The sequence below is a fragment of the Gordonia zhenghanii genome, assembly GCF_021738965.1.
Classification (GTDB): Bacteria; Actinomycetota; Actinomycetes; order Mycobacteriales; family Mycobacteriaceae; genus Gordonia; species Gordonia zhenghanii.
This window is the reverse complement of sequence record NZ_JAKKOQ010000012.1, coordinates 138,344-155,235: the sequence shown is the minus strand read 5'-3', so window position 1 is coordinate 155,235 and position 16,892 is coordinate 138,344. Positions and strand designations below refer to the sequence as shown.

17 protein-coding genes are annotated in these 16,892 nt (G+C 66.5%); 10 read left to right on the top strand and 7 right to left on the bottom strand.

What is annotated here, in order from left to right:
* The first annotated feature begins 513 nt into the window (after positions 1-513).
* From L5G32_RS13555 to L5G32_RS13545, 3 genes are all read left to right on the top strand, one after another.
* Positions 514-843, top strand: a complete 330-nt coding sequence (locus L5G32_RS13555) for a histone-like nucleoid-structuring protein Lsr2 (RefSeq protein WP_237011588.1) — start codon at positions 514-516, stop codon at positions 841-843.
* Between the two features lie 162 nt (positions 844-1,005).
* The gene (locus L5G32_RS13550; protein ID WP_237011587.1) at positions 1,006-2,775 is read left to right on the top strand and encodes an ABC transporter substrate-binding protein/permease; all 1,770 of its coding nucleotides are present in this window, start codon (positions 1,006-1,008) and stop codon (positions 2,773-2,775) included.
* A 7-nt stretch (positions 2,776-2,782) separates the two neighbouring features.
* Complete coding sequence (locus L5G32_RS13545) at positions 2,783-3,556, top strand: amino acid ABC transporter ATP-binding protein (RefSeq protein ID WP_237011586.1); 774 nt, start codon at positions 2,783-2,785, stop codon at positions 3,554-3,556.
* A gap of 22 nt (positions 3,557-3,578) precedes the next feature.
* Here L5G32_RS13545 and L5G32_RS13540 read toward each other — a convergent pair whose 3' ends face one another.
* Positions 3,579-4,517 carry a hypothetical protein gene (locus L5G32_RS13540; RefSeq protein ID WP_237011585.1) on the bottom strand — a complete coding sequence of 313 codons (939 nt, stop codon included), beginning with the start codon at positions 4,515-4,517 and terminating at the stop codon, positions 3,579-3,581.
* 41 nt (positions 4,518-4,558) lie between these two features.
* A complete protein-coding gene (locus tag L5G32_RS13535) occupies positions 4,559-5,371 on the bottom strand; it encodes a Cof-type HAD-IIB family hydrolase (RefSeq protein ID WP_237011584.1) in 813 nt (270 codons plus the stop codon).
* A gap of 131 nt (positions 5,372-5,502) precedes the next feature.
* Between L5G32_RS13535 and ykgO the strand changes: the two genes are divergently transcribed.
* On the top strand, positions 5,503-5,625 hold the full coding sequence (gene ykgO, locus L5G32_RS13530) for a type B 50S ribosomal protein L36 (protein WP_237011583.1): 123 nt from the start codon (positions 5,503-5,505) through the stop codon (positions 5,623-5,625).
* 16 nt (positions 5,626-5,641) lie between these two features.
* On the opposite strand, the gene L5G32_RS13525 is transcribed toward ykgO, so the two are convergent.
* Complete coding sequence (locus L5G32_RS13525; RefSeq protein ID WP_237011582.1) at positions 5,642-5,971, bottom strand: thiamine-binding protein; 330 nt, start codon at positions 5,969-5,971, stop codon at positions 5,642-5,644.
* Entirely contained in the window at positions 5,968-7,218 is a 1,251-nt protein-coding gene (locus tag L5G32_RS13520) for an acyltransferase (protein ID WP_237011581.1), read from the bottom strand. Before L5G32_RS13520 ends, L5G32_RS13525 begins: the two co-directional genes overlap by 4 nt.
* Positions 7,219-7,412: 194 nt before the next feature.
* Between L5G32_RS13520 and L5G32_RS13515 the strand changes: the two genes are divergently transcribed.
* The 3 genes from L5G32_RS13515 (at position 7,413) to L5G32_RS13505 (ending at position 10,383) form a co-directional block, all read left to right on the top strand.
* Positions 7,413-7,901 (top strand): MarR family winged helix-turn-helix transcriptional regulator, encoded by a 489-nt coding sequence (locus tag L5G32_RS13515; RefSeq protein ID WP_237011580.1) that lies wholly within the window; start codon positions 7,413-7,415, stop codon positions 7,899-7,901.
* 178 nt (positions 7,902-8,079) lie between these two features.
* Entirely contained in the window at positions 8,080-8,721 is a 642-nt protein-coding gene (locus L5G32_RS13510; RefSeq protein WP_237011579.1) for a heme-binding beta-barrel domain-containing protein, read from the top strand.
* 156 nt (positions 8,722-8,877) lie between these two features.
* The gene (locus L5G32_RS13505; RefSeq protein ID WP_237011578.1) at positions 8,878-10,383 is read left to right on the top strand and encodes an NlpC/P60 family protein; all 1,506 of its coding nucleotides are present in this window, start codon (positions 8,878-8,880) and stop codon (positions 10,381-10,383) included.
* Positions 10,384-10,395: 12 nt separating this feature from the next.
* On the opposite strand, the gene L5G32_RS13500 is transcribed toward L5G32_RS13505, so the two are convergent.
* The gene (locus L5G32_RS13500) at positions 10,396-12,048 is read right to left on the bottom strand and encodes an ABC-F family ATP-binding cassette domain-containing protein (protein WP_237011577.1); all 1,653 of its coding nucleotides are present in this window, start codon (positions 12,046-12,048) and stop codon (positions 10,396-10,398) included.
* Between the two features lie 69 nt (positions 12,049-12,117).
* Here L5G32_RS13500 and L5G32_RS13495 point away from each other — a divergent pair, with 69 nt between their 5' ends.
* Positions 12,118-12,429, top strand: a complete 312-nt coding sequence (locus tag L5G32_RS13495) for an HNH endonuclease (RefSeq protein WP_237011646.1) — start codon at positions 12,118-12,120, stop codon at positions 12,427-12,429.
* On the opposite strand, the gene L5G32_RS13490 is transcribed toward L5G32_RS13495, so the two are convergent.
* On the bottom strand, positions 12,395-13,849 hold the full coding sequence (locus tag L5G32_RS13490) for an MFS transporter (protein ID WP_237011576.1): 1,455 nt from the start codon (positions 13,847-13,849) through the stop codon (positions 12,395-12,397). The genes L5G32_RS13495 and L5G32_RS13490 overlap by 35 nt on opposite strands.
* Before the next feature lie 93 nt (positions 13,850-13,942).
* Between L5G32_RS13490 and L5G32_RS13485 the strand changes: the two genes are divergently transcribed.
* Positions 13,943-14,653 (top strand): TetR/AcrR family transcriptional regulator, encoded by a 711-nt coding sequence (locus tag L5G32_RS13485; protein ID WP_237011575.1) that lies wholly within the window; start codon positions 13,943-13,945, stop codon positions 14,651-14,653.
* Positions 14,654-14,811: 158 nt separating this feature from the next.
* The gene (locus L5G32_RS13480; protein ID WP_237011574.1) at positions 14,812-15,687 is read left to right on the top strand and encodes a type IV toxin-antitoxin system AbiEi family antitoxin; all 876 of its coding nucleotides are present in this window, start codon (positions 14,812-14,814) and stop codon (positions 15,685-15,687) included.
* Between the two features lie 59 nt (positions 15,688-15,746).
* Here L5G32_RS13480 and L5G32_RS13475 read toward each other — a convergent pair whose 3' ends face one another.
* Positions 15,747-16,889 (bottom strand): cystathionine gamma-synthase, encoded by a 1,143-nt coding sequence (locus L5G32_RS13475; protein WP_237011573.1) that lies wholly within the window; start codon positions 16,887-16,889, stop codon positions 15,747-15,749.
* Positions 16,890-16,892 lie beyond the last annotated feature (3 nt).

The window sequence follows — 16,892 nt, the reverse complement described above, 5'->3', positions numbered from 1 at the left end:
GGGAGGACGTCTCCGGATATCACTTCTCTTCTGCCGACCGCGAGATCCGGTGTTCTACCGGTAACAACGGCGCGAACGCACTGGTCTGCACCTCCGACACGGTGAAAGGGCCCAAGAGTCCGCCTGCGAAAGAGGATCCCGACTGTTCGTGGGACCGTGAACTCGCGGTGCTCTCCAGTGACGGAGCGTCCGAAGGAGGCTGCGCGAACCGTTACTCGGCGTTGTTCCGCTCGCGGAGCATCCCATCCGGATCAGCGATCACCGTCGGCCGTTTCGCATGTTTATCGCAGGACACCGACGTCTATTGCGTTGAATCGGACTCGGGCACCGGATTCGCTTTGACTGACGACGGTTACACCGAGATCAGGGCGGATGCTCGTGCACCGAAATCATTGACCGGAGTAGACGACGAAACATCTGGGTCGACGTCGCATTCTCGTGTGGTGCCTACTCGCTGATCATGTGTACAGTAGGCGACGAATTACCCGAAGAAATTCTATTGAGGGGCGCCACGTGGCAAAGAAGACTGTAATCAAGATCGTCGACGACATCGACGGTGCGGAACTCGACGAATACGAGACCGTTCGCTGGAGCCTCGACGGCAAGAGCTACGAGTTCGATACCTCTCCCGAGCACGCCGAAGAATTCCGTAACCACGTCGCCACGTATGTCGCGGCATCACGGTCCGTCGGTCGCGCATCGCAGCGCCGCGCCACCGGTGCCGCGCGCCCGGCCGCCAATACGCGAGTGATCCGCCAGTGGGCCAACGAGAACGGATTCACCGTGAGCGACCGCGGCCGCATTCCCGCCGATGTGATCGCCGCATACGAGGCCGCGAACTGAATCCGCGACCCGAACTTCATCCACTGCGCCCCGGACCACACGGTCCGGGGCGCAGTCGTATGCCCTGACTGATCTCGCGGCTGACCGATCGTGGGACCGACTTATCCCCAGCCCGGTTGTATCTATGGGTACATCGTTCCGGTCGGACTAATCTGACCAACCATGACTGTCCTTCACACGGCCCGGCAGCGGGTTCGCGGCCCGCGCTCGGCTCGCCGGTGGTTACCTGTGCTCATCGTGGTGCTCCTGATCGGCGCTCTCGCGGCGTGCGGGTCCTCGTCCGGCGACGGTGAAGACGAGGGGTTGTGCGCCCCGCCCGGAGTCGCCAGCGCGTCGGCGGCGCCGACCAACCTCGCGAAGAGCGCTCAGGCGCCGGACGAGTTCACAACGCCGAACGTCACGCCGCTCGATCAGATCGACACCTCCGATCTCGGCCTCATCAAACCGGGGACGATCATCGTCGGCACCCTCGGCGACGCTCCCCCGAGCATCTGCGTGAACTCCCAGCAGCAGTACACGGGCATGGACAACGAGATGCTTCGCGCCATGGCCGACAAGCTCGGGCTGAAGGTCGAATTCGTCGGCACCGAGTTCTCCGGGCTGCTCGCGCAAGTGGCAGGCAAGCGTTTCGACGTCGGGTCGTCGTCGATCACCACTACCGACGAACGTCGGCAGACTGTCGACTTCACCAACGGTTACGACTTCGGCTACTTCGCACTCGCGGCACCGGTCGACGGCCCCGTGCAGAGTTTCGCCGACTTGAATGCAGGCACGCGCATCGGCGTCGTGCAGGGCACGGTGCAGGACGACTATGTCGCGAACACCCTGCATCTCGACCCGGTCAAGTACCCCGACTACGCGACCGCGTACGCGAACCTTCGCTCCGGCCAGATCGACGCGTGGGTCGCCCCCAGCCAGCAGGCCGAAGGAACAGTCCAGGCCGCCGACGGCATCGCGATCCTGGAGAACACGTTCAGCATCAACAACTTCACCGGATGGGCCGTCGGCAAGGGCAACACGAAGCTCACCGACGCCCTCAACAGTGCGCTCGACGCGATCATCGCCGACGGCACCTGGTCGACGCTGTACCAGGACTGGGCTCCGCGCGAACTCCCGGACGGATGGAAGCCCGGGTCAAAGGCCGCGCCGATGCCGCAGCTCCCGGACTTCGAGAAGATCGCCGCGGAGAACGCGGGCGCTCAGAAGACCGAGGCCGTCGCCCCGAAGAGCACTCTGGCACAACTCGGCGACACGTTCTTCAGCGGCGAACAGTTCCGTCGAGCACTGCCTGACCTGGTCACCACCGGGCTGCCGAACACGTTGAAGATCGCGCTGACCTCTGGCGTCATCGGCACCGTCCTCGGCATGCTGCTCGCCGTGGCAGGCATCTCCCGCACCCGGTGGCTACGCTGGCCCGCCCGCGTCTACACCGACGTCTTCCGCGGACTCCCCGCCGTCGTCGTCATCCTCATGGTCGGGCTCGGCTTCGGCCCGGTGGTCAAGAACATCACCGGCGGCAACCCGTTCTGGCTCGGTTCGATCGCCCTGGGTCTGCTCGCGGCGGCGTATATCGGCGAGATCTTCCGGTCCGGCATCCAGAGTGTGGAGAGCGGCCAGATGGAGGCCTCGCGTGCGCTCGGCTTCTCCTACCGCTCCTCGATGTCGCTCGTCGTCGTGCCGCAGGGCGTCCGTCGCGTCCTACCCGCGCTGATGAACCAGTTCATCGTCCTCATCAAGGACTCATCGCTGATCTACTTCCTCGGCCTCACCGTGACCCAGCGCGACTTGTTCGCAGTCGGCAAGGACTTCAACGCCGACAGCGGCAACCTGACTCCGCTACTCGCCGCCGGGTTGCTGTACCTGATCCTCACCGTCCCGCTGACCCATCTGGTCAACTACATCGACAAGCGCCTGCGCACCGGAAAGGCCTGACCTCCCAATGAGCGATCCCACCCCGCCGGTGACCACTCCGCTGGTCAGCTCCGACTCCGCGGTCTCCTTGACTGGCACCGACCTGCACCTGTCATTCGGCGACAACCATGTGCTGCGCGGTGTCGACATCCAGGTGGACGCGGGCACGACGACCACCGTCATCGGGCCGTCCGGCTCAGGCAAGTCGACGCTCCTGCGCGTGCTGAACCGACTCCACGAGCCCGATCAGGGCGACATCCTCATCGACGGCCGTTCGGTCCTCGGCGACGACCCGGACGAACTGCGTCGGCGGATCGGCATGGTCTTCCAGCAGTTCAACCTGTTTCCCCACAAGACCGTCGCGCAGAACGTCGCACTGGCGCCCCGCAAGCTCCGCGGTCTGAGCAAGGATGAGTCGCACGAACTCGCTCTCGCCGAGCTCGACGCCGTCGGCCTCAAACACAAGGCCGACGCCCGCCCGGCCACCCTGTCCGGCGGACAGCAGCAACGTGTGGCGATCGCGCGAGCGCTCGCGATGAAGCCGGAGATCATGTTCTTCGACGAGGCGACGAGCGCGCTCGACCCCGAACTCGTCAAGGGCGTTCTCTCGTTGATGGCCGAACTGTCGAAAGAGGGGATGACGATGGTCGTCGTCACGCACGAGATGGGCTACGCCCGCGACGTGTCCGACCACGTCGTCTTCATGGACGAGGGGTCAGTCGTCGAAACCGGCTCGCCGGCGAAGCTGTTCGACGACGCGGGCAGCGAACGACTCCGCGCGTTCTTGTCGCAGGTCCTGTAGTGACCCGGCGTGTTGGCCCGGGTCAGTCTACGGAGCCGACCGCGTCGCGGAACTCCTGCGAGGCGTAGAACGGCGCGAAACGCCGACGCAGCGACGGTTCGAGGAGTCCGCGGCGGTCCAAGTCGGCGATGACCGGCGGACCGAACCGGAGACCTTCCTCGACGAGATCGTCGTACCCGATACCGAGGTCGGTGAGCAGATCGTCCAGCGCGGTGTCGCCGTAGGTGTCGAACACCTCGTCGACTCCTGCCGCCAGAAGTCCCGCAAAATACTCGGTGTCACGGAACGCACGCCAGAACTCGAAGACGAGGACGACGACGTCTTCCAGGTCGCCGGGCTCGACGAGCGAGCTCAGGTCACCGACACTCTTCCCGGTCCCTGCGCGCGACAGATCGCGCATCGTGTCCGCGAGGAGCTCGTCAGAGTCGGACCTGTTGGCGCGCAACACGAACGCCGCGCCGTGCCGGACGACCGACTCGACGGCGCCGTCGACGAATCGGCCCAGGCCACTCGGGAGCCGCGACGAGTCGACCGATCGTTGGACGACTTCCACGAACGTGTCGACGGTCGCGGGCGAGTCGAGCAACCGCTGCACCAGCCGCTGCGACAGGCCGAGCTGCGCGATGTCGTCGGTCAGGTCGTCGAGCTGCTTCCGACCGATCAGATCGGCAGGCCCGACGTCTTCGGCAGCGGTGATGTCGTACAACCGTGCCGCGACGCGTCCGACGAGTTCGGGGATCGCCCCCTCGACCGGGAACGCGATCGCGTACTTGTGGGCGACCGCTTTGATCAGGTCTCGCGACACCGACTCGGACAGCGTGATCTGGGAGGCGTCGTCGAGGGCGTGGGTGATCTCGTCGTGCACCAGCGCAGCGAACTCGTCGGGATCGGTCAGCTGCCTGCGGGTGAACTCGACTTGCGCATCGAGCAGCCGGGCGGCCAGATCCTTCTCAGCGGTCATGACTTAGCACCCTAGAGGATTCGAGCCAGTCGGACCGAGGCTCACGTGAGCAGTTCGGTCAACACGGTCACCACGCCGTGGTCGACGTTCGACGGAGCGCGATAGCGGGCGCGGGCCGCCACGTCCGGGTGCGCATTGGCCATCGCGTACGAGTAGTCGGCGGCGTCGAGCATCTCCAGGTCGTTGAGATAGTCGCCGAAGACGGCCGTCTGCGATGGGCCGACTCCGAGTTCCTCCTGGAGTCGGCGGACGCCGACCGCCTTGTGGACGCCGTATCCGGTGATGTCGAGCCAGTGCGCGCCCGACACGACGAGGGCATGATCTCGGCCGAGCGGTGCGAGGACGCCCTCCGCGGTCGCTGCCGCATCGTCGAAGTCGTAGATCGCGATCTTGACGACGCCCGACGTGTTCGCAGTCAGGTCGTCCACCTGGTCGAGCACCGCGCAATAGGTCCCAGCGTGGGCGGCGAAGGCTGGATTCGTCGACTCGATGAGGGCTCCGTCGGCACGGCACACGACAGCGGCCAGCCGAGCGCCCTCGGCGTTCGCTGCACGGACGGCGAGGATCGCACGGCGCACGAATGCGCGGTCCATCGCCGATGCGTGCAGCAGTGCACCGTTGTGGACGGCGACGGCTCCGTTCTCCGCGACGTACGACAGCGTCGAGTCGAATGCCTCGAACAACCGCGCGAGGCTCTGGTACTGCCTGCCGCTGGCGGGGACGAACGCGATTCCGCGGGCGGTCATCTCACGCAGGAGCGGCCAGAAGTCGCCGGGTACCGCACCGTCGGCGTCGAGCAGCGTGCCGTCCATGTCGCAGACCACGAGTCGGATATCGGCGGCGGTTTCGGACACGGGCACCTCTCGTCGGTATGGAACAGACGCCGAACGCACCCGACTGTTCACGCTACCGACTCGACCGCCGCGCACGCCGCACACTCCACCGCATTTTGTTAACGATTGTCATTACCGTTAGAGTGGCGGGCATGAAGGTACGGAACTCGCTCCGCTCGCTCAAGAATCAGCCCGGCGCACAACTCGTCCGACGACGCGGAAGAACGGTCGTCATCAATAAGAAGAACCCGCGATTCAAGGGCCGTCAGGGCTGACGGGTTCGCGCCGAATCTAGCGCCCGAGAGCCTTCTCGACGCGGTCGAGCTTGCCGTCGATCTCGCCGGTGTGTCCCGGACGGATATCGGCCTTGAGGACCAGCGAGACGCGCGATCCGTAACGGCCGGCCTCGTCGGTGGCCCGTCGCACGACGTCCATCACTTCGTCCCAGTCGCCTTCGATCTCGGTGAACATGGCGCTCGTCCGGTTGGGAAGTCCGGATTCCCGGACGATCCGCACTGCCGCGGCGACCGCCTCGTGGACGCTCGCTTGATCGGTTGCCGACTGTGTCACGGACGGGTCGGACGGCGCCCCGGACGGGGCGACGGAGAACGCGACGATCATTCGGTCGAGACCTTCTTCTTGCCCAGCGGGCTCTTCTCCATCAGGCTCTTCACTGTCGGGTTTCTACTGAGCGGGATCCGGTCGCGCGCGACCAGCCACTTCGCAGCAGGAGTGCGCAGCAGCAGATCGACCACGACCAGCGACACCGCGAGCACCACGATCACCAGAATGGCGGTGCGGGTGGCTGCCGAGCTCGGGAACCACGCGTCCAACTCGTTGTAGAACCCGACTCGTTCCAGGAGGTCGAGGATCAGCGGGTGGACCGCGAAGACACCGAAGGCTCGGATCGTCGCGTACGAGACCGCCCGGGCGCCGACCTTGCGCCCGCTGGTGCGGAGTCCGTCCCAGCCCATTGCCACGAGCCACAGCAGAACGACTCCGCTGACCAGCCACAGCAGAAGCGGCGGGTTCCACGGAGTGGTGGCCTGCCACGGGACGTCGCCGGGAGCGGTCATCCACAGGTAGACGGCGACGCTCGCCGACGTGCCGATCAGGCAGGCGATAACGACGGGGACGACGTGAGCGCGCAACCACGCCTGAATCCGGTCGAGGTGTACCGCGGTGAGTGCGCCGATCGCGACGAACAGCGTGTACATCGGGAGCGACTTCCACGCGTGCTCGTACACCTGATCCCAGGCATACCCACTGGGGCGAGGCAGCCATTGGTATGTCACGAACACGAGGATCTGGATGGCCGCCGCCGCCGAGAGCACCGACCACGGCCGGTTCATCGTCCGATCGATGACCCACGAGATCACTGGGAAGAACAGGTAGATCTGCATCGAGATGAGAAGGAAGTACAGCTGATACTTGCCGGTTCCGGAGATGATCGCGAAACCCATGTCCTGCAGGAACCGCCCGGGCGACGGAAACGGATTGCCTTCGATGACGAGATGGTCGACAGTCGTGTAGACAATGGTCCACACGAGATAGGGAGCGACGATCAGGCCGAATCGTCGTCGCCAGAACTGGACCGGGCTCATCGTGCGCCCGCGCATGCTCAGTACCAGGACGAACAGGGTGACTGCGACGAAACCGTATCGGGTGACGTGCAGGAGGGTCCCGACCAATTGCGCGGACCGAAAGACGTCTGGGTCAGTGTTGATCTTGGCGACGCTGTGCGCCACGACGACGCCTGCGAACAGCACGACGCGAACGAAGTCGGCGGTCAGTGCACGTTGTCGGGCCGGGCGCGGCGGCGCTGCCGTGCGTTCATCGACGACGGTCTGCCCGTCGCCAGTCCTCACACGCTCCGCCCCTTCGACGGTCTGCTCCAAAGTCGACACCTCCGCGAGTCCCAAATGCACCCAATACACGCTCAAGATGCATCTGAGTACACCTCGAGCACCCCATGCCCTCGCCCCGGGGCGTGAGTCTACGGACCGAACCTGGGAACCACACACAGGAAACTGATCGGCGCGCCGCGTGCAATACTCGCGGAGTGGACGACGACCGGGCCAAGTCACAGGCGGGAGCATCGTTCGACGAGGTGCTCGCATTCGAGTCCGCGACGCGCGATCTCGTCGGGCTGGCGCTGCGCAGCGTCGACAGTCTCGACATCTCACTCCCCCAGTTCCGGCTGCTCCTGGCCCTGCACGAACTGGGGCCATCCAGTTCGGTGACCTGCGCGCGGGCACTCGGCATCGTGGGGTCGTCGGTGACCCGGCTCGCGGACCGCCTGCACACGTCCGGCCATCTCGTCCGGAGCATCGACTCCACGAATCGAAGCGTGGTGACACTGCAGCTGACCGACGCCGGGCGTCGGTCCGTCCAGCAGGTCGTCGACCGTCGTCGGCACGAGCTGTCCACGGCCCTCGACAGCCTGGACCCGCAGCAGCGCGCAGCATGCGCCGACGCGCTTCGTACGCTGCACGAGGCACTCGACACCGGCGACGACGACCACGAGTCGCGTCGTCACCTCCCGCTGTGAACCGGCCCGCCTCCCCACCACGCTGACCACGTCCGTCGCAATCTGCGACGGACGTTCGCTTCGCGTGATTCAAGTCTTGCGTTATGCAAGACTTGCATTAGGCGTGCCCTAGCGGCATGTCCCGCAGCCGCGCGAACGTCAGCCCAGACGGATGCGACCCCAGACGATTGGAGACACCATGACCACCACCGCCGAGACCCCCGAGACCCCCGAGACCCCCGACCTCAGCGAGATCCGCGGCCCACAGAAGCTCGGCCCGCTGACTCCGCTGGTCGGCGAGTGGGAGGGCGATATCGGAGTGGACCTCTCGTACCACAACGACGACGATGAGACGAGCCACACGTCGTACTTCGAGAAGGCCTCGTTCTCGCCGATCCCGGTCCAAGAGAACGGACAGCAGACCCTGTGGGGCCTGAACTACTCGATGACCGCATGGCGGCACGGCGAGGAGGGAATGGACCCGTTCCACGACGAGATCGGCTTCCTGCTGTGGGACAAGATCAACGGCCAGGTGATGCGCAACGTCGTGTTCGGCCGCGGAATCGCGATCCTGGCGGGAAGCGACGCAGGCCCGCACGATCGGGAACTCCACTTCGATGCGAAGCCGGGTGACCCGTCGTACGGAATCCTGCAGAACAAGTATCTGATGGAGCGCGCGGAGATCAAGGACTTCACCAGTTCGTTCACCATCGTCGACGACGAGACCTTCAGCTACACCTCGGACCTCACCCTGCGACTGGTCGCCGCCGGAGTCACGATGCATCACACCGACAAGAACACGCTGCATCGGGTGAAGCGGTTTCACCCAAGCGAAGCCTGACACCGCATCCCATTACGGATCCGTTCGATCCGACCTTCACTTCTAATAACAACTCTGTTATTCACCTCCTCGGGTTTCACAACCCGTCACTGTGACGTACGGTGCAGAAGACACTCGTGTTACGAGGGGGATAGATGTTAAGGAAGTGCACGTCAGATGCGAGTTGATCCGCGCACGCGGTGGGCTGCGCGCAGCACCACTGCGGGAGCAGCGCTCCTGGCCGCGATGCTCGCCGCCGGCCCCGCCGTCGCCGAGCCCAGCAAAGCCAATCCGGTCGCGTCGGTGATCAATCAGATCGCCGACGTCGACCAGACGTTGACAAACCTGTCCGATGCCGTCGCCACCCGACAGGAGGGCGTGAACAAGGCGCTCGTCGACTTCCAGAACGCGGTCGCCGCGCGCCAGTTGGCGGTCAAGGCCAACAGCGGAGCGAAGTCGTCGTTGAATAAGGTCAGCGGAGAGGTCGAGCGCGCCCAGCGCGACTTCGACTCGTTCGTGCGCTCGGTGTACCGCCAGGGAAACAATCGCGGGGCGATGACCAAGTACGTGGCCTCCGACGACCCGGACAAGGTCCTCGAACAGATGTCCGCCGTCGAGCGCGTCACCGGCCAGCAGCAACGCGTGATCCGAAAACTGCAGGTGGCCCGTAACCAGCAGGCCAACCGTGTCGCCGCTACCGAGATCACCAAGCGGCAGAGCGTCGCCTCGGCGCAGGATGCGTCCGACCGCCGCGACGACGCAGTCTCCGCGTACCGCGCGGCCCAGCAGGCGATGCGCGATCAGCAGACCAAGCGGACAGATCTTCTGCAGCAGCGGGACGCGCTGGCAGCCCGCCTCGCGAAGCTCCGCGGCAAGTCGGCGGCCACCGCACCGAAATCGCGGACCACGACGCCGGGGGCACCGCAGCGACCATTGATCCCCGGTGTCCCGAAGGAGGCCACTGACGGACTCTCGCGCGCGATCGATGCGATTCCCGCCAAGCCCGTCGAAGGCGATGATGTAGCGGCTCAGGCCGCGCAGGCCGCAGCCAAGCTCGCCACCGACACCGGCCAGTCGCTGCTCGCCAGCCTCGTCGGCCAGCAACAGATCCCGCATTCCAAGCTCCTCGACGAGATCGGAATCGGTGGGACCAGCCCGTTCGGACAGGGCGAGGGCAACACGTTCACCCGCCTCGGAAACGGCTCCCTCGGCTCCCTGTTCAGCGGCCAAGGCGGCGGCGCGATCCGTCCCGGCCTACGTGGCCCGCAGGCCATCGAGGTGGTCGTGAACCGGATGAAGTCGCAGTTGGGTGTCCCGTACTCGTGGGGCGGCGGCGACGCGAACGGCCCGACGCTAGGCGTGCGCGACGGCGGCGTCGCCGACAGCTACGGCGACTACCAGAAGGTCGGCTTCGACTGCTCAGGCCTCATGGTCTACGGCTTCGCAGGCGTCGGCATCGATCTGCCGAAGTACTCGGGATACCAGTACACGTCCGGTCCGCAGTTCCCGCTGTCGGAAGCCAAGCGCGGCGACATGATCTTCTACGGTCCCGGCGGAACGCAGCACGTCGCCCTCGTTCTCGGCGACGGAACCATGCTCGAGGCTCCGCAGTCGGGTTCGTCGGTCAAGATCTCGCCGATGCGCACTGCGGGCGCCGAGCCGATGGTCGTCCGCCTGCTCTGAGGCGGCTGCGTCTCACAGCTCGGTGACGTGCCCGTCCTCGACGTGCCAGCGTCGATCGACGCGGACGTTGTCGAGCATCCGTCGGTCGTGGGTCACCAGGAGCAGGGCGCCGTCGTATGAGGCCAATGCCGATTCGAGCTGTTCGATGGCGGCGAGGTCGAGGTGGTTGGTCGGCTCGTCGAGCACCAGCACGTTGGTGCCCTGCGCCTGCAGCAACGCCAGCGCGGTCCGCGTGCGCTCCCCCGGCGACAGATCGTCGACGGCGCGGTCGACGTGGTCGGCGCGCAGCCCGAACTTGGCGAGCAGAGTGCGCACCTCAGCAGTCGTGAACTCGGGGACGAGCCGCTCGAACCGTTCGGCGAGCGGTTGCGGGCCGGCGAACAGTGCGCGCGCCTGGTCGATCTCGCCGACGGCGACGCTCGCGCCCGACTGCGCGGTCCCCTCGTCCGGCTCGATTCTTCCCAGGAGAGTCGCCAGCAAGGTCGACTTCCCGGCACCGTTCGGACCGGTGATCCCGATCCGCTCCCCGGCGTTCACCTGCAGCGAGACGGGCCCGAGGACGAAGTCGCCCTGCCGAACCACTGCCTCGTTGAGCGTGGACACCACCGAACTCGACCGCGGCGCGGCTCCGATCGTGAATTCCAGGACCCATTCCTTCCGCGGCTCGACGACCTCGTCCAACCGCGCGATGCGGCTCTCCATCTGCCGAACCTTCTGCGCCTGCTTCTCACTCGACTCCGACGCGGCCCGACGGCGGACCTTGTCGTTGTCGGGATTCTTGCGCATCGCGTTGCGTACACCCTGACTCGACCACTCGCGCTGCGTCCGGGCCCGGGAGACGAGGTCGGCCTTGCGCTCGGCGAACTCCTCGTACTCTTCGCGCCGGTGCCGTCGCGCGACCGCCCGCTCCTCGAGGTAGCTCTCGTAGCCGCCGCCGTACACCGCGTTGGTGTGCTGCGCGAGATCCAGCTCGAGCACGCGGGTCACGCTGCGCGCCAAGAACTCCCGATCGTGACTGACGAGGACCACGCCGCCGCGCATGCCGTGGACGACGGCTTCGAGCCGCTCTAGTCCGTCCAGGTCGAGATCGTTCGTCGGCTCGTCGAGCAGGACGACGTCGAATCGCGAGCACAGGAGCGCCGCCAACCCGACTCGTGCCGCCTGACCGCCCGACAGGCCGGTCATCAACGCCGACTCCGTCGCGACGGCGCCGGTGGCCGAACCGAGGTCGGCCAGTACCGCGGGCAGTCGCTCGTCGAGGTCGGCGGCTCCGGTCGCGAGCCAGTGGTCGAGTGCGGCCGCATACGTGTCTGCCGCATCGGGAGTCTCCGACTCGGCGAGCGCCTGCGCGGCCTCGTCCATCGCGCGAGCGGCCGCCGTGCAGCCGGTCCGTCGGGCGACGTACTGGCCGACGGTCTCCCCCGGTACCCGGTCGTGCTCCTGCGGGAGCCGACCGACGAATGCGTCCGACGGCGACCGGGACACCGTGCCGGCCAACGGCGCGAGCTCGCCCGCCAGGATCCGCAGCAGCGTCGACTTCCCCGCCCCGTTGGCACCGACGACGCCGACCACGTCACCCGGTGTCACGGTGAGATCCAGGTGATCGAACAGGACGCGGTGCGCGTACCCGCCGGAGACGTCCTTCGCGACGAGCGTTGCTGTCATTCACATATGGTTGCACTCGTGCCTCCACGTCCTCGCGCCGCCCGCTACGCTCGGCGGCGCCGCACCCGGATGGCCGCGCAGAACCACGATCTCACCGATGAGCAGTGGACCGCATTGCAGGACGCCTGGGGCGGGTGCGCCTACTGCGCGGCTCCCGGCCCCGGTCTGCAGAAGGACTGCATGCAGCCGATCTCCCGCGGCGGCCGCTACACGGTCGACAACGTCGTGCCCGCGTGCCGCTCGTGCAACGCCAGCAAGTGCAATTCGGAGCTGACGACGTGGATGCGGCGCAAGAAGTACAACGAGCGACTGTTCTTGGAGCGGCATGTGCTGATCGTGCGGGACCTCACGGGTGTTCGTCCGCCTCCCGAGAGTCCGTGAGGGTCGACGCTCCCCACAACGCGATCACGCCGACGACGACGGCGAGGACCGCGTAGGCGATCCGCTCGCCGTGGAAGAACGACGCGACCAGGTCGTCACTCCACACTCCCGCGGGAAGGCTCGTCGTCACCAGCGCGGCGATGAGCGTACCGACGATGGCCGTCCCGAGACTGGTCCCGACCTCCTGCGCGGTGTCGTTGAGGGCAGCACCCATCGACGTCCGCTTCTCGGGCATCGCACCGATCAGTGCGACGGCGCCGATCGTCATGACGGTCCGCAGTCCGATCGTGAGCGTCACCATGAAGCCTGCGATCACGAGGTACCCGTGGTCGACACCCCAGGCCAGACCCGCCATCGATCCGCCGAGGAACACGGCGCCGATCAGGCACGCGACCCGGTGCCCGAACTGCTTCACGAGGTATTCGGAGAGCGGCGTGCCCAGGACCATCGTGAGGATCAATGGGAGGTTGGCCAGCCCGGCTTTCATCGGGCTCCATCCGTACGCGTACTGGAAGTGCAAGATCAGTCCGAACATCACCGCGGCCATCGCGATCGACGTCGCGATCTGCGCGATGACGGCCCCGCGGACCGTGCCGTCAGCGAACAGCCGCAGGTCGAGCATCGGCTGCTTCGTACGACGTTCGTGCCAGACGAACAGTCCGAGCGCGGCGGCCGCGCAGACCGCGGTTGCCAACGTCGTCGCCGACGCCCAGCCGTGCTCGATGCCCGAGGTCAGCATGTAGCAGCCCAGCCCGATCGCGACGATGCTCAGCACCGCTCCCGGCAGATCGAGTCGATCGTCGGTGAGGTCCGCGGCACGATCGGGTTGCACCCCGGCCCGAACTCCTACCCAGGCGGCGAGCGCGATCGGCGCGTTCACCAGAAGCAGCCATTCCCACCCGACGTGGGCCAGCGCCGTGCCGCCGAGTACGGGACCGAGAATGAAACCACTCATGCCGACGACGATCATCACAGTCATCGCGCGCATGCGCAGCGCCGTGTCATCGAAGAGGCGGAAGACGAGCGAGTTGGTGATCGGCGCCATCGCGGCCGCGGCCACTCCGAGCGCGGCGCGCAGCGCGATCAGTCCGCCGGTCGACGACACCGCGAGGACCGCCAGGCTGATCAGGCCGAACGCCGCGAGTCCGACGAGCAGAACGCGTCGCCGTCCGAAGCGGTCGGCGATCGACCCCGCCGTCAGCAGCAGTCCGCCGAAGGTCAGCGAATAGGCGCTGGTGACCCATTGCAGAGCGGTCGTCCCGCTGCCGAGGTCGCGGCCGATGGTCGGCAGCGCGATCGTCAGCAGGGTGTTGTCGACCATCTCCACGAAGAAGGCAAGACACAGGGCCGCCATCGGAATCCAGGCCGCGCGAAGGGACGGGTACGTGCGGGTCGGTGCGGCCTCAGTGGTCGTCGCCATGGGACCCCCTCCTCTCTATCGAACAGCGTTCGGTTATCGAACGGCGTTCCATACAATAGAACGGCGTTCGATAGAGTGCAAGGGGGAGGTCCGATGACACAGCGAACAGCACACGGGTCGACGCCGCGCCGAGGCAGGCGCCGCGCGTCGCATTCGATGGAGACCGTGATCGGCGAGACCGTCGCGCTGCTCGACGAGGCAGGCGAGGCCGCGCTGACGTTCCGGGCACTCGCCGCCCGGCTCGGCGGCGGCGTCGCAAGCATCTACTGGTACGTCGATAACCGGGACGAGCTCCTCGACCGCGCGACCGACCACGTCCTCGGCGGAGTCGTCGAACAGACCGACGAGTTCGCGGACACCGACGATCCGATCTCCGATCTGCGGGCCGTTGCGGTCGCACTGTTCGACGCCGTCGTCGAACGGCCATGGCTGGGTCGATACCTGATGCGCGACAATGGAACTCAACCGAACGGCATGCGCATGTACGAGGCGCTCGGCCAGCAGGTGATGCGGTTGGGACTCGGTCCGCGCGAGGCATTCCACGGGGTGTCCGCGGTGCTCGGATTCGTCATCGGCACCGCGACCGACCTCGGTCAGCAGGTGCCAGCCGAGGTGCGCGACGGAACCGTGTCCGGCGAGGAGCTCATCGCCCGCGCCGCCGACCAGTGGCGTTCGCTCGACCCCGACGAGTATCCGTTCGTCCACTACATCGTCGATGAGTTCGCGACGCACGACGACGCCGACCAGTTCCGTGCCGGACTGGACCTCGTACTGGCCGGGCTCCGGCTACAAGCCGGCATGTAAAAAGACTCTGGCACTTATTTTCGGCTGTACGCCGAAACAAAGTGCCGAAGTGTTCGGCGCGGAACGCGTGCCGGTTCGACACGCGCAACGTGGCGCTGTGGAACCGGATTAGGTGCCGCTGCGTCTGACTGAGTATGGGGGAACGACGGACAAAGGCGGTGAAGGTCGCCGAGTTTCTGGCCGAGCACGACGGCGTGATCTCGACCGATCAGGCTAAGTCGCTGGGGATGTCACACGACGAGGTCTACGGGAAGTCGACTGCCGGACTGTGGATTCGGCACGCGAACTCGACCTTCTTGTCCGCCGAGCATCGGATGACCGACATCGCACTCGTCCGGACAGCGGCTCTCGCGCACGGCGGCGTGATCGATCGGACGTCGGCCGTCTGGCTGCACGGGCTCACCGACGAGTTGCCGACGCCGATCACGCTGTCGGTCCCCCGCACTGCGCACGGTGCGGCGTGCGCAGTCCACACCGAGGTCCGACGCCGCGCGTTCCCCGCCGAGGACATCGCCACCGTCCGCGGCATCGCCGTCACCGCCCGGCCGCTCACCGTGTTGCTCGGGGCCGCCGCACTTCGGGACGGCATCGACATGATGGACGCCGCACTCCTCCGCAGACTGGTGACGCTGCGACAACTGCGCGCCGCTGCGGACCGCAACTCCGGTGTGTACGGGATGGCTAAAGCCCGAAAGCTGTTGGCCTCGGCCGAAGACTTGTCGGAGTCGGAGTTGGAACGAAAGTTCGTCCGCTTCCTCCGCAGGCACAAGATCGACGGGTGGCTGCAACAGCAGTACGTCGGCGGCCACCGCATCGACTTCGTCTGGCCGGAAGAGCGCATCGCCGTCCAGTTGCACGGGTGGGCGTTCCACCACGCCCATGCACAGTGGGAACGCGATCAGGAGATCACGAACATGCTGGTCAATATCGGTTGGCTACCGCTGATCTTCACCTGGAAGCGCCTCGAATTCGCCCCAGACGAGGTCCTACGCGAGCTCGGCACCGCGATCGAACTGCGACGAAACGTCGGCTGACGAAGTCGGCACTTTCTTTCGGCCGTACGCCGAAAGAAAGTGCCGAAGTGTCGCGAGACTCAGCTCAACGCTTGGTCGACGTCCGCGAGGATGTCCTCGATGTCTTCGATGCCGACCGATAGGCGGACGAGGTTGTCGGGAACCTCCAGGAGCGAGCCCGCCGTGGACGCGTGGGTCATGGCGCCCGGGTGCTCGATGAGCGACTCGATGCCACCGAGCGACTCGGCGAGCGTGAAGACCTTGGTCTTCGCGCAGAAGTCGAGGGCCGCCTGGCGTCCGCCCGCGAGGCGAACGGAGATCATGCCGCCGAAACGACGCATCTGGGCAGCGGCGGTCTCGTGGCCGGGGTGCCCGGCGAGTCCCGGGTACAGAACCGTGTCGATCGCCTTGTGCGACGCCAGGAAGTCGACGAGGTTCTCCGCGTTGTCGCAGTGCCGGTCCATCCGCACGGACAGCGTCTTGATGCCGCGCATCGTCAGGTAGGCGTCGAACGGTCCCGGCACGCCGCCGGATCCGTTCTGCAGGAACGCGATGTCGGCGTCGGTCTGCTCGTCGTTGGTGACGATCGCGCCGCCCACGACGTCGGAGTGACCGCCGAGGTACTTGGTGGTCGAGTGCAGGACGACGTCCGCGCCCAGAGCCAGGGGCTGCTGCAGGAACGGGGTGGCGAAGGTGTTGTCGACCACCAGCCGCGCGCCGCCCGCGTGGGCGACGTCGGCGAGCTTCGCGATGTCGCCGACGTTGAGGAGCGGGTTGGTCGGCGTCTCGATCCACACGAGCTTGGTCTGCGGCGTCATCGCTGCGGCCACGGCGTCGGGGTCGACGACCGGCGCGACCGAGTAGTCGATCCCCCACTGGGTGAACACCTTGTCGATGAGACGGAACGTCCCGCCGTAGGCGTCGTTCGGAATGACGATGTGGTCGCCGGGGCGCAGGCCTGCCCGCAGCATCGCGTCGGTGGCCGCCATACCGGACGAGAATCCGCGCCCGTACGTGCCGCCTTCGATCGCGGCCATGTTGGCCTCGAGCGCCCGACGCGTCGGGTTGCCGGTGCGCGCGTATTCGAAGCCGTCGCGCATTCCGCCGACGCCGTCCTGTGCGAACGTCGAGCTCGCGAAGATCGGCACGTTGACGGCGCCGGTCTGCGGGTCCGGGTCCCAGCCCGCGTGGATCGCCTTCGTGGAGAAACCGTGATCGCCCATGTC

Bases quoted from the DNA above. Each gene is read 5' to 3' on its own strand.
- L5G32_RS13540 (WP_237011585.1), bottom strand. From the start codon at position 4,517: ATGACCGCTGAGAAGGATCTGGCCGCCCGGCTGCTCGATGCGCAAGTC.
- L5G32_RS13525 (WP_237011582.1), bottom strand. From the start codon at position 5,971: ATGATCGTCGCGTTCTCCGTCGCCCCGTCCGGGGCGCCGTCCGACCCG.
- L5G32_RS13545 (WP_237011586.1), top strand. From the start codon at position 2,783: ATGAGCGATCCCACCCCGCCGGTGACCACTCCGCTGGTCAGCTCCGAC.
- L5G32_RS13485 (WP_237011575.1), top strand. From the start codon at position 13,943: ATGACACAGCGAACAGCACACGGGTCGACGCCGCGCCGAGGCAGGCGC.
- L5G32_RS13495 (WP_237011646.1), top strand. From the start codon at position 12,118: ATGGCCGCGCAGAACCACGATCTCACCGATGAGCAGTGGACCGCATTG.
- L5G32_RS13505 (WP_237011578.1), top strand. From the start codon at position 8,878: ATGCGAGTTGATCCGCGCACGCGGTGGGCTGCGCGCAGCACCACTGCG.
- L5G32_RS13475 (WP_237011573.1), bottom strand. From the start codon at position 16,889: ATGGGCGATCACGGTTTCTCCACGAAGGCGATCCACGCGGGCTGGGAC.
- L5G32_RS13500 (WP_237011577.1), bottom strand. From the start codon at position 12,048: ATGACAGCAACGCTCGTCGCGAAGGACGTCTCCGGCGGGTACGCGCAC.
- L5G32_RS13490 (WP_237011576.1), bottom strand. From the start codon at position 13,849: ATGGCGACGACCACTGAGGCCGCACCGACCCGCACGTACCCGTCCCTT.
- L5G32_RS13510 (WP_237011579.1), top strand. From the start codon at position 8,080: ATGACCACCACCGCCGAGACCCCCGAGACCCCCGAGACCCCCGACCTC.
- L5G32_RS13550 (WP_237011587.1), top strand. From the start codon at position 1,006: ATGACTGTCCTTCACACGGCCCGGCAGCGGGTTCGCGGCCCGCGCTCG.
- ykgO (WP_237011583.1), top strand. From the start codon at position 5,503: ATGAAGGTACGGAACTCGCTCCGCTCGCTCAAGAATCAGCCCGGCGCA.